The sequence below is a fragment of the Salinirubellus litoreus genome, from assembly GCF_037335815.1.
Taxonomy (GTDB): Archaea; Halobacteriota; Halobacteria; order Halobacteriales; family Haloarculaceae; genus Salinirubellus; species Salinirubellus litoreus.
On sequence record NZ_CP147841.1, the window covers coordinates 2,094,487 to 2,106,578 of the forward strand.

Below are 12,092 nucleotides of genomic sequence, written 5' to 3' on the forward strand. Positions count from 1 at the left end.
GGCGTGGTCCCCCTCGGGTCAGTCCTCGCCGAGGATCCCCGGCTCGGTCATCTTCCGCGGGTCGAGCACCTCGTCGGCCTCCTCCTCCGTGAGGTAGCCCTCCTCGACGACGACCTCCCTGACCGTCTTGCCCTCGTCGAGGGCCTGCTTTGCGACCTTCGCCGCGGCGTCGTAGCCGATGGAGGGGTTGAGCGCCGTCGCGAGCGCCATCGACTGCTCGACCTGCCGCTCACAGGTCTCGCGGTCGGCCTCCAGTTTGGCGACGAACCGCTCGGCGAACGTCTCGCTCGCGTTCGACAGCAGTTCGGCGGACTGGAGGTAGTTGTGCGCGATGACCGGCTTGTAGAGGTTGAGGTCGATCTGCCCCTCGGCGGCACCCGCCGAGACGGCGGCGTCGTTGCCGACCACCTGCTTGTGGACCTGGTTGACCGCCTCCGCGACGACGGGGTTGATCTTCCCCGGCATGATGCTCGACCCGGGCTGGTTCTCGGGCTGGTCGATCTCGCCCAGGCCATTCCTGGGGCCGGAGGCGAGCAGCCGGAGGTCGTTGGCGATCTTGTTCAGGCTCCCGGCGACGGTACGGAGCGCGCCGTGGGCCTCGCCCATCGCGTCGTGGGCGGCCTGGGCCTCGAAGTGATCGTCGGCCTCGCGGAACTCGACGTCCGTCTCCTCGGAGATGTACTCGGCGGCCTTCGCGGGGAACTCGGGGTGAGTGTTCAGTCCCGTCCCCACTGCCGTGCCGCCGAGCGCGAGCTCCGAGAGGTGCTCGCGGGTGTTCTCCACCCGCGTTATGCCCTTCTCGACCTGGGTGCGGTAGCCGCCGAACTCCTGGCCCAGCCGGACGGGGGTGGCGTCCTGGAGGTGGGTACGGCCGGTCTTGACGACGTCGTCGAACTCCTCGGCCTTCGCGTCGAGGGCGTCGACGAGCGTCTCCAGGGCGGGGAGGAGGTCCTTCTCGACCGCCTCGAGCGCGGCGACGTGCATCGCCGTCGGGATCACGTCGTTGCTCGACTGCCCGAAGTTGACGTGGTCGTTCGGGTGGATCTCCCTGGTACCTATTTCGCCGCCGGAGAGCTCGGTCGCGCGGTTGGCGATCACCTCGTTGGCGTTCATGTTCGAGGAGGTCCCCGAACCGGTCTGGAAGACGTCGACCGGGAACTGGTCGTCGTGCTCGCCAGCGATGACCTCGTCGGCGGCCTCGACGATGTGCTCGGCCTTCTCCTCGGGGACGAGCCCGAGGTCGACGTTCGCCCGTGCCGCGGCCTTCTTCACCACGCCGAGCGCGCGGACGAACCGCCGGCCGAACGTGATCCCCGAGATCGGGAAGTTCCCGACTGCGCGCTGGGTCTGTGCGCCCCAGTAGGCGTCGGCCGGCACCTGCATCTCGCCGAGGCTGTCCCGCTCCGTGCGGTAGTCCCGCTCGTCGCTCATGGACGGGGCCAGGCGTTCCAGGGGCGTAAAGCGTTCCGGATGGCCTCCGGACTCACGGAGTCCCGTGGTTCACTCGCCGCCGAGTAACAAATTTATTACCGCGTCGGGCCGACCGTGACAACATATGACGGGTGACAGTAGTTTACACACCAGAGACGTCGAACGGGACGTCAGGGAGCTGGGATCGATGCTGGGCGAGGTGCTGGAGGCACAGACCTCCCGGTCGGCGTTCGAGCTGGTCGAGTCGGTGCGGACCGACGCCATCGGGTACCGCCGCGGCGAGGTCGACTCGCGGGCGGGCGTGCGCCGGACGCTCTCGGATCTCGGGGAGGAGGAGTCGAGCGTCGTCGCCCGCGCGTTCACGACGTACTTCGAGCTGGTGAACGTCGCCGAGGAGCGCGAACGGGTCCGTGCGGTCCGCGAGCGCGAGGCCGCGGGGACGCTCGGCGACAGCATCCCGGCGGCGGTCGACCGGCTCGCGGAGGCCGGCGTCGACGCCGGGACGGTCGAGTCGATCCTGGGGGATATCCTCGTCGAGCCGACGTTCACCGCACACCCCACGGAGGCCCGGCGGAAGACGGTGAAGGCGAAGCTCCGGAGCGTCCGTCGCGGCCTGGACGAACTCGACACGCGGCGGCTGTCGGCGGCCGAGGAACGGGGGGTCGAGCGGCGGCTCGCCGCGGAGGTGACGGGCCTCTGGCAGACCCCACAGGTGCGGGACCGCCGGCCGGAGCCGATCGACGAGGCGCTGAACGTCCAGTGGTACCTCGAGAACACCCTCTTCGACGTCGTCGGCGACGTCTACGACCGGCTCGAACGGGCGCTCGACGAGCGGTACGACGAGCCCGTCGAGGTGCCGAAGCTGTTCGAGTTCCGGTCGTGGGCCGGGTCGGACCGCGACGGCAACCCCCACGTCACCCCCGAGACGACGGCCGAGACGCTCGAACGCCAGCGTGAGGTCGTCCTCGACCGCTACCGGGAGGCCCTCGGGCGGCTCTCGGGCGTGCTCAGCCAGGACGACCGGCGGATCTCGACCAGCGGGGTGATCCGGGAGCGCATCGAGGTCCACGGCGAACGACTCCCCGGCGTCGTCGAGCGAGTGCAGGAGCGCTATCCGCACGAGCCCTACCGTCAGCTGTTGAAACTGATGGCCGAGCGCGTCGAGCGTGTCGGCAGGGTCCGTCCCGGCGGCTACTCGGGACCCGGGGCGCTGCTGTCGGATCTGGACGCCCTCGCTGACGATCTCCGGGCGAACGGGGCCGAGAGCGTCGCCTCGACCCACGTCGACCCGCTCCGCCGGCAGGTCCGCACGTTCGGCTTCTCGCTGGCGAGTCTCGATCTGCGCGACCACCGGGAGAACCACACGACCGCCGTCACCGAGGTCCTGGCCCGGGAGGGCATCGACTACGAGGGTATGGACGAGGACGAGCGTGTCGACCTGCTGACCGAGGCGATACTCGAGGACGGTCCCGTGATCGACGTCTCGGCGACGGAGGGGCTCTCCGAGACGGCGGGCCGCGTGCTCACGCTGTTCGACCGGACGGCCGACTGGCAGGCCGAGTACGGGGCCGACGCCATCGACACCTACTGCATCTCGATGACCGAGGAGCCGTCCCACGTCCTCGAAGTGCTGTTCCTCGCCGACCAGGCCGACGTCGTCGACCTCCCCGGTTACTCGGGGCTCGACGTCGTGCCGTTGCTGGAGACCGAGGCGGCGCTGGACGGTGCACGGCGCATCATGGGGACGCTGTTCGAGAACGAGGCCTACGCCGCGGCGCTCGCCGCCCGCGACGGGGTTCAGGAGGTGATGCTCGGCTACTCCGACTCGAACAAGGAGAACGGCTACCTCGCGGCGCAGTGGTCGCTCCACCACAACCAGAAGCGTCTCGCGGGGATCACCGACGACTACGGGGTGGAGCTCCGGCTGTTCCACGGCCGCGGCGGCTCCATCTCCCGCGGCGGGGGGCCGATGAACGACGCGCTGCTGGCGCTCCCCACCGAAACGGTCACCGGCCAGGTCAAGTTCACCGAACAGGGCGAGTCCATCGCGGAGAAGTACGCGGAGCCGAGCATCGCCCGCCGGAACGTCGAGCAGATGCTGAACGCGCAGATCCGTGCCAGACACGCCGCGCTCGACGGCTCCGACGAGCCGACCGACGCCCGGTGGACCGAGGCGATGGCCACCGCCGCGGCGGCCGCCCGTACCGAGTACCGCGACCTCCTGGAATCCGACGGGTTCGTCGCGTACTTCGAGCAGGCGACGCCCATCACGGTCATCGAGGGACTGAACCTCGGCTCCCGGCCGGCCTCGCGGAGCGGCAAACGGACGGTCGAGGACCTCCGGGCCATCCCGTGGGTGTTCTCCTGGACGCAGGCCCGGTGTATCCTCCCGGGGTGGTACTCGCTCGGTACCGGAATCGAGGCCTATCTCGACGACGGCGGCGACGTCGAGACGCTCCGGGAGATGTACGAGTCGTGGCCGTTCTTCCGGACGACGCTCGACAACGCGGCGATGGCGCTCGCCCGGACCGATCTCGAGATCGCCGCCGAGTACGCGAGCGCGGCCGATCCCGATCTCGAGCGCCGGTTCTTCCCCCGCCTGCGTGCGGAGTACGAGCGGACCGCCGACCTCGTCCTCGAGGTGACGGACCGGGAGTCGCTCGTGCGCCGCGACTGGCTCTCGGAGAACCTGGAGCGGCGCAACCCGTACGTCGACCCGCTCAACCTCCTCCAGGCCCGGCTGCTCGGCCAGGATCACCTCACCGAGACGGAGCGGCGTACCCTCCGGCTGACCGTGAAGGGGATCGCCGCCGGCATGAAGAACACTGGATGACCGCTAGAGACCGTGAGAAATTTTACTCGTAACTGAGTAAATTTACCCGAAGTCTTTTATCCCCGCGTCGCCTACTCCGAAACGAGATGAACGTGAAGAAGCTACTCCTACCCGTCGGTAGCACGGACGTCGACCGAACCGAGAGTCTCGTCGACGCGGTTTCGAGCGTCGCCGACCCCGGCGAGACGGTCGTCGGCCTGCTACACGTCTACGACCGGGAGGACTACACCGAACTGCGCCGTCAGATGAACGTCGCCCCCAACTCGGAGGTCACGCCCGCGACCGTCGCCCGGCGGCGGACCGACGTCCGGCGGATCCGGACGGCGCTCGAGGAGCGTGGCTTCGACGTCACCGTCCTCGGGGCGCTCGGCGACCGTGCGGACGGCATCATCCGCGAGGCCGGGGACTGGAACGCGGACCTGGTCGTCGTCGGCGGCCGCAAGCGCTCGCCGACCGGCAAGGCCGTCTTCGGCTCCGTCGCACAGAAGGTCATGATGAACGCCCCGTGCCCGGTCACCTTCGTTCGCGACGAGACTGGCAGGGATACGGAGACGGAGCGCCGCGCGGCTACGCCGACCCGGTAGACCCGGTGATCGCGGCCGCGACGACCTCCAGCGGGTGGCGGATCTCGTAGCCCGTCCCGTGTTCCATCTGCATCGCGCAGGTGGGACACTCCGTCATCCCCGTCTCGCCGGGCACGCCCCGCATGTGCTCGAACATCTCCTCGCCGATCGCCATCGAGGTGTCGTAGTGCTCCTCCTTCCAGCCGTAGGTCCCCGAGATGCCCGAACAGGAGTCACCCACGTCGGCGACGTCGACCCCCTCCATCCCGCCGAGTAGCTCGACGGCCAGGCCGTCGAGCCCCTGGTTGCGTGCGTGACACGGCGCGTGGTAGGCGAACGCCCCCTCCAGTTCCCCCTCTACCGACGACCCCCGGAGGTCCCCCGCGAGGTCCTCGTGGATCCGGAGGTACTCCAGGGCCTCCCAGGTGTTCGCGGCCACTCGATCCGTTTCCTCGAAGTCGAACAGTTCGGGGTACTCCTGGCGGAGCGCCATCGAACAGGAGGTGCACGAACAGACGACGTCGTACCCCTCCTCGACGAGTTCGGCGAAGGTCTCGACGTTGAACCGCGCCGCGCGCCGCGCGTCGTCGAGCATCCCGTTGGCGAACATCGGCGTCCCCGAACACCGCTGTTCCGGGACACGGATCTCGTAGCCGTAGTGCTCGAACAGTTCGACCAGTGCTCTCGCCACCTCCGGCGTGTTGTAGTTCGCGTAGTCGCCGTGGAAGTACGCTACTCGCCTGTCCTCGCTCCGGATCTGCGCCCCTCCCCGGTCCGACCACCACCCACGGAACGTCTCGGTGGCAAACTCCGGGAACTCGCGCTCGGCGGTGATACCGAGGAACCGTTCGTTCACCGCCTGGACGAGCGCGTTCCCCATCACGGCGTTCGTGAGCCGGGGCACCTTCGAGCCGAACCGGGCGAGGGTACCGTAGTTGGCGAGGATACGGTTGCGCCAGTACGCCGCCGAGAGACGCGACATCTCCTCGGCGACGTACTCGCCGCGGGCGGTGTTGTGCATCTGCGAGAGCGGGACCCCAGCGGGACAGGCGTCGTCACACCGCATGCAGTTCGAGCACTTCATCACCGACTCGTCGACGCTCGCGTCCCCCTTGCGCTTCAGTCGCCACTGTTCGGGCCCCTGGAACTTCGGGCCGGGGAAGTCGTCGTCGACCGCCGCGACCGGGCAGTTCGTATCGCAGGTCGAACACTTGTAGCACGGGTCGGCCCCCGGGCGCAGGTCCATCTCCTCGCTCTCCGGGAACACTTCGACCGGGTCGTCGGACTGCTGTGTGTCACTCATAGGTGTACGCTCTCGCCCGCGTTCCTGCCGGCGACGACCCCCGTCGCCAGCGAGATGCCGCTCCCCGACTTCTCGGCCGCGAAGTCAGCCCCTCCGAGGACCGCCCCCGCCGCACGGAGGTTCTCGAACTCGGCCTCCCCGTCGGGCGCGGTCGGCCGCAACGACCCGTCGGGGACCACCCCGAACCGCGCGAACGGGTGGTCGCCGAACGCGCGCTCGGCCGACCACCCGTAACGGTCCTCGGGGTGGGGCACGTGGCACTCGAAGACCGGTTCACGCACCGAGTTACGGTCGGAGTCGATACCCCCGCCCACGAGCCCGCCCGTCGCCAGGACGTACTCGCTCGCCGAGTACGGTACCCGCTGGTGGGTCCGCTCGACGAGGACGCGCTCGATCCGTCCGTCCCGGGCGTCGTAGCCGACGACGGGGTTGCCCGTCTCGATGCGGACGCCGGCCTCGCGGGCCGCGGCGTAGAGCCGGTCCTCCAGGCGTAGTCCCGGTAACGAGGGCGGCCCCATCGGTACCTCGAAGACGTCGGCACCGAGCTCCGCCTCGAGAAGCAGGCGGACCTCCTCGGGCCGGTCGTCGCCCAGCACCGCCGGGAACCCCACCCGATTCTCCCCATCCAGGTACGGCTTGACCGCCTCGGCCAGCGCCGTCCGGCCCCCCATCGCGCGCCCCTCGAACTCGACGTCCTCGTCGCGGTCGAGCAGGTGTGCGTACCGGGTCACCTTCGCGTCCGCACGGAGGTCCCCCGGGAACCGGACGGTGACCCCGCGGGTCCCGAAGGGGACGTCCGCGTTCCCCAGGTGGGCGGCGGCGGCCGGCGCGTCGAAGTCGACCAGCGTCTCGAACCCCACGAGGAGGGCGTCCTCGGTTCGACTCGCGAGCCCCGCGGCCACGCTCTCGGGGTAGCGCGCGGTCGGCTTTACCGTGCCGCCGTGGGTCGGAACGAGCGCGTTCGTCCGCGTGTGGTCCCCCCGGTAGGTATCGCCGACCGCCCCGTCGAAGAGGTCGAGTCCCGACTCGATAGCCTCGATACCGACCGCCGAGTAGGGGTGTGTCTCGGGGAGGTCCTCGACCGCGGCGAGGGGGTCGACCAGCGGCCCTTCCCCGTCCGGGGCGTACCCGAGGACGTCGATCAGCCCGGATGCGTTCCGGAGCGTGCTGGTCTTGTGTGAGACCAGCCGGGTGCGAGCGCCGGTCCGGGCGGCCGAGACCGCCGCCGCGACGCCCGCGATGCCGCCACCGACGACGAGCACGTCGTCCTCAATCGCCATCCGAGCCCCCGTCGGTGACCGTCGCCGAGTCCGAGTCCCTCCCCGAGTCGACGGCGTCGAGCGGATCCCGGCCGGCGTCGAACGCCCCGTAGTCGACCGCCCCGTCCGCCAGGCGCGCGGGGTCGCGGTCGCGGTTCATCGTCGTCGCGTGGAGCGCGTGGTTCAGCATCGCCTGGGAGAGCTGTTCGCCCCACAGCGCGTGGCGGAACCCCTTCCATCGTTCCTCGTACAGTTCGTCCAGCGCTTCTCGGGCCGTCGACTCCTCGTGCTCGGGGTGGAGCTCGTTCGCCAGGCGGTGACAGCAGAACCCGCCCTGGCAGTTCCCCATCGACGCCCGCGTCCGGATGCGGACGGCGTTGAGGTCGGTCCCCGACCCCTCGATGGCGTCGCGCACCTCCGCGCGAGTGACCGCCTCGCAGTCACAGACCACCGGGTTCGGCTCGGTGGTGCCGAGCACCTCCTCGGCCCGCGAGCCCAGACGCTGGACGGATCGGCGGCCGACCGGCGATCGGAGGCCGAACTCCGCCATGTAGTCCCGCAGGATGGAGAAGTCCTCGCTTCCCGGGAGGGGTGCCTCGGCGGTTCGACACGCCGCGTCGACCCCGAACCGATCGCAGAGGCCGTCCACGAGCCGCTCGGCCATCATCCGGTAGGTCGTGAGCTTCCCGCCGACGATGCTCGTCATCCCGGGGAGCGAGTCGCGCTCCTCGTGGTCGAGGACGAAGAAGTCCCGCGTGATGTCCGTGGGGTCCGCCGTCCCCGTCTCGGGCGGCTCGTAGAGCGGGCGGACCCCCCAGAACGACCGGATGGTACGGGCTTCGGCGAGTATCGGTACCAGCTCGGAGAGCTGGTCGATCATCAGGTCGACCTCCCACTCCTCCTCGGGGTAGTCCTCGGGATCCGAGACCTCCTCGTCGGTCGTCCCGAGGATACAGGTGGTCTCGTGGGGGACGATGATGTCGGCGTCGCCCTTCGGCCGACACCGGTTGACGACCGTGTCGACCTGCCGGGTGTTCATGATGGTCATGACGCCCTTCGAGGGGCGGACCTCGATGTCGACGCCGGCCATCTCGCCCAGCCGCCCGGCCCACGCCCCCGTCGCGTTGACGACGTGGTCCGCCTCGATCCATTCTCTCGAACCTGCTTTCGAGTGGTCGCGCTTGCCCGGGCCGGTGTCGTGTTCGACGACCACGCCGCCGACCGCACCGTCCTCGACGATCACGTCGACCACTTCCGCGTGGGTCTCGATCCGCGCACCGTGTCGCTCGGCGCTCGCGGCGTTGGCAACACAGAGCCGGAACGGATCGATGGCCGCGTCGGGGACCGCGATGGCCCGTTCGACGTCGGACGCGAGGTAGGGCTCTATCTCGCGTGCCTCCTCGGCGGTCAGCACCTCCGCGGGGATATCGCACTCCCGACACCCCTCTAACTTCTCCTCGAAGTAGTCGTCCGGGTCCTCCGGGCGCTTCACGAACAGCCCGCCGGTCGGCTCGACGCAGTGGCCGGCGATCCCCCGCAGGACGCGGTTCTCCTCCATACACTCGCGGGCGCTCTTGCGGTCCGAGACCGCGTACCGCCCGCCGCTGTGGAGGAGCCCGTGCATCCGGCCGGTCGTCCCGTGGGTGAGGTTGCCCTTCTCGACCAGCGTGGCGTCGAACCCCCGCATCGCCAGGTCGCGGACGACGCCGGTCCCCGTCGAGCCGCCGCCCACGACGACCACCGACGGGGAAGGGGGAGGGGTACTCATTCTGCCACCCGACACCTGGGGTGGGCCGTACTTGACTATGCCCCTCGCCGCGGGGTCTGCCGCGAGAGGGGTCGGTAGCCGCCGGACTCGACGTGCCGCTCCCCTGGAACCCCTATCCCGACGGGGAAGTACCTTTGTCTCGCCCACCCGAACGACGGGGAATGAGCCAGTACGTCGGCGCGATAGACCAGGGGACGACCGGAACGCGCTTCATGGTCTTCGACCACGGGGGGAGCGTGGCCGCGAACGCCTACGAGCGCCACGAGCAGTTCTACCCCGAGCCGGGGTGGGTCGAACACGACGCGACCGAGATCTGGGAGAACACACGGGAGGTAACGATCCGGGCGCTCTCCGAGGCGGGTATCGGGGCCGACGAACTCGCGGCCGTCGGCGTGACGAACCAGCGCGAGACGACGCTCCTCTGGGACCGCGAGACGGGTGAACCCGTCCACAACGCCGTCGTCTGGCAGGACCGACGGACTACCGACCGGGTCGAGCGGCTCGAACGCGAGGGGAAGGCCGGGTGGATCCGCGAGCGCACCGGACTCGAACCTGACGCCTACTTCTCGGCGACGAAACTGGAGTGGCTGCTCGACAACGCCGACCCCATCAAGCTCCGGCGATCCCGGCCCGAGGACGTCCGCGACCGCGCGGAGGCCGGCGAGCTCGCCTTCGGGACGGTGGACTCCTGGCTGATCTACAACCTCACCGGCGAGCACGTCACCGACGTGACGAACGCCTCCCGGACGATGCTCTACGACATCCGCGAGGGGACGTGGGATCGGGAACTCCTGGAGGAGTTCCGTGTCCCCGAGCCCGTGCTCCCCGAGGTCCGCCCGTCGAGCGACGAGGCGACGTACGGCTCGACCGATCCCGATGGATTCCTCGGCGCGGCGGTGCCGGTCGCGGGCGCGCTCGGGGACCAGCAGGCGGCGCTGTTCGGCCAGACCTGCTTCGACGCGGGCGACGCGAAGAACACCTACGGGACGGGTTCGTTCGTCCTGATGAACACCGGTACCGAAGCGGTCGAGAGCGACCACGGCCTGCTCACGACCGTCGCGTTCCAGCGGTCGGGCGAACCCCTCCAGTACGCCCTCGAGGGGTCGATATTCGTCACTGGCGCGGCGATCGAGTGGCTCTCGGACGTCGGACTCATCGACGAGCCGGCCGAGACCGAGCGGCTGGCACGCTCGGTCGACGGTACCGACGGCGTGTACGTGGTCCCCGCGTTCACCGGGCTCGGCGCACCCCACTGGGACCAGCGCGCCCGCGGGACTATCGTGGGGATGACCCGGGGGACGCGCCGCGAGCACGTCGTCCGGGCGACGCTCGAAGCGATCGGGTTTCAGACCCGGGACGTCGCCGAGGCGATGGTCGCCGACGCCGGCCTCGAACTCACGGACCTGAAGGTCGACGGCGGCGCGGTGAAAAACAGCTTCCTCTGTCAGCTCCAGGCGGACATCGTCGGTGCCGAGATCGTCCGTCCCGAGGTCGACGAGACGACTGCGCTCGGCGCGGCCTACGCCGCCGGGCTCGCGGTGGGGTTCTGGGAGTCGGTCGAGGAGCTCCGGGCGAACTGGCGGGTCGACCGGTCCTTTACCCCAGAGGATACCGGATCGATGGACCGGAAGTACGAACGGTGGGACGAGGCCGTCGAGCGGGCGAGCGGGTGGGCTAGGGAGGCGTGAGAGCTAGCGAACGCCTCCGAAAGACGAGCGGCGAACGCAGTGAGCCGCGAGAAGCGAGGGCGCAGGGAGCGCGAGGCCGACCGCAGGGAGACCTCGGCCGTCCGAACGGCGAGCACGGCGAGCCGTGAGGAACGAGCGAAGCGAGTGACCGAGCCCTCGGAATAACGAGCGGAGAGCGGAGCGACCCGCGAGATGCGGGGGTCGAAACGTCCGGCGTCTCGTCCCGCTACGCGGAGCCGAGCAGCCGTCGGTCGCCGGTCCCCTCGGTCATCGCGCTGGCGAGCGCGCCCTGGACGACCACGTCGTCGCCGAGCGTCGTCAGCTGGACCTCGGGGATGTTCGACATGACGAGGTCGTCGAGCCGTTCTCGGATCGGGTCGAGGACGAGTTCGGGGTTGTTGAGCGCGACGGCACCGCCGACCGAGACCACGAGCGGCGCGTAGGCGTGGACGACCGTCGCCATCCCGAGGGCGTTCCACCTCGCGACCCGTTCGATGACGACGTCCGCGAGCGGGTCCCGCCCGGCGGCCTCGAACACGTCGGCCGCGTCGAGGTCGGAGAGCGGGAGGTCGGTTCCGACGTCGAGCTCTTCGCGGAGGTAGCGGGCGTACCGGGGGATGTTGTTCCCCGAGCAGTAGGCCTCCCAGTGGCCGTCGATGCCGCAGCCGCAGGTCAGCGCCCCGTCTGGGTCGACGGTGACGTGTCCGACCTCGCCGGCGTTCCCGTCCCACCCCGCGAGGACGTGTCCGTCGACGCAGACGCCGGCACCGATACCCGAGGAGATCGTGACGTACGCCATGTCGTCCGGGTTCCGCTCGGAGTGGAACCGCTCGCCGATGACCCCCGCGTTCGCGTCGTTGTGGAGGTAGACCGGCCCGTCGACGAGGTTCCGGAGGGGGCCGGTCAGGGGGATCCACTCGATCGCCGGGAGGTTCGCCGGCTTCTCGACGGCACCTTCGGCGAGGTCGAGCGGGCCGATGGAGGCGACGCCGACGGCCCGCACCTCGCGCGGGCCGACGCCGGCCTCGGCACAGGCCGACCGGACCGCGTCGAGCACCGCCTCGGTTACGGCGATGCCCGACTCGTCGGGCGTCGAGCGTCTGTCCTGGCCGCGGACGGTCCGCTCGTCGTCGGCAACGACCGCTCTCACGTTGGTCGCCCCCAGATCCACGCCCGCGTAGGCCATGCCCAAAACGGGGGGCGGGTGCCACTTAACTTAACAGATTCACTCGCGTTCGAGTAGTCTC

8 protein-coding genes are annotated in these 12,092 nt (G+C 69.9%); 3 read left to right on the forward strand and 5 right to left on the reverse strand.

Annotation, left to right across the window (positions count from 1 at the left end; translation table 11 throughout):
• Positions 1 to 18 precede the first annotated feature (18 nt).
• Positions 19 to 1,431 carry a class II fumarate hydratase gene (locus WDJ58_RS10335; RefSeq protein ID WP_338917621.1) on the reverse strand — a complete coding sequence of 471 codons (1,413 nt, stop codon included), beginning with the start codon at positions 1,429 to 1,431 and terminating at the stop codon, positions 19 to 21.
• Between the two features lie 124 nt (positions 1,432 to 1,555).
• Here WDJ58_RS10335 and ppc point away from each other — a divergent pair, with 124 nt between their 5' ends.
• Together ppc and WDJ58_RS10345 are read left to right on the forward strand one after the other, a co-directional pair.
• The gene (gene ppc, locus WDJ58_RS10340) at positions 1,556 to 4,264 is read left to right on the forward strand and encodes a phosphoenolpyruvate carboxylase (RefSeq protein WP_338917622.1); all 2,709 of its coding nucleotides are present in this window, start codon (positions 1,556 to 1,558) and stop codon (positions 4,262 to 4,264) included.
• 86 nt (positions 4,265 to 4,350) lie between these two features.
• Entirely contained in the window at positions 4,351 to 4,848 is a 498-nt protein-coding gene (locus tag WDJ58_RS10345; protein ID WP_338917623.1) for a universal stress protein, read from the forward strand.
• Here WDJ58_RS10345 and WDJ58_RS10350 read toward each other — a convergent pair.
• The 3 genes from WDJ58_RS10350 to glpA are packed head-to-tail and all read right to left on the reverse strand — an operon-like array spanning position 4,832 to position 9,157.
• The gene (locus WDJ58_RS10350; RefSeq protein ID WP_338917624.1) at positions 4,832 to 6,130 is read right to left on the reverse strand and encodes an anaerobic glycerol-3-phosphate dehydrogenase subunit C; all 1,299 of its coding nucleotides are present in this window, start codon (positions 6,128 to 6,130) and stop codon (positions 4,832 to 4,834) included. The two genes, WDJ58_RS10345 and WDJ58_RS10350, sit on opposite strands and share 17 nt — an antisense overlap.
• Positions 6,127 to 7,410: a glycerol-3-phosphate dehydrogenase subunit GlpB gene (glpB, locus tag WDJ58_RS10355; protein ID WP_338917625.1), complete on the reverse strand. Its 1,284-nt coding sequence runs from the start codon at positions 7,408 to 7,410 to the stop codon at positions 6,127 to 6,129. The genes WDJ58_RS10350 and glpB overlap by 4 nt, the downstream gene beginning before the upstream one ends.
• Positions 7,400 to 9,157, reverse strand: a complete 1,758-nt coding sequence (gene glpA / locus WDJ58_RS10360) for an anaerobic glycerol-3-phosphate dehydrogenase subunit GlpA (protein ID WP_338917626.1) — start codon at positions 9,155 to 9,157, stop codon at positions 7,400 to 7,402. Before glpA ends, glpB begins: the two co-directional genes overlap by 11 nt.
• Before the next feature lie 161 nt (positions 9,158 to 9,318).
• On the opposite strand from glpA, the gene glpK reads away from it, so the two are divergent.
• Positions 9,319 to 10,845: a glycerol kinase GlpK gene (gene glpK / locus WDJ58_RS10365; RefSeq protein WP_338917627.1), complete on the forward strand. Its 1,527-nt coding sequence runs from the start codon at positions 9,319 to 9,321 to the stop codon at positions 10,843 to 10,845.
• A 226-nt stretch (positions 10,846 to 11,071) separates the two neighbouring features.
• On the opposite strand, the gene WDJ58_RS10370 is transcribed toward glpK, so the two are convergent.
• Positions 11,072 to 12,031 carry an ROK family protein gene (locus WDJ58_RS10370; protein ID WP_338917628.1) on the reverse strand — a complete coding sequence of 320 codons (960 nt, stop codon included), beginning with the start codon at positions 12,029 to 12,031 and terminating at the stop codon, positions 11,072 to 11,074.
• Positions 12,032 to 12,092 lie beyond the last annotated feature (61 nt).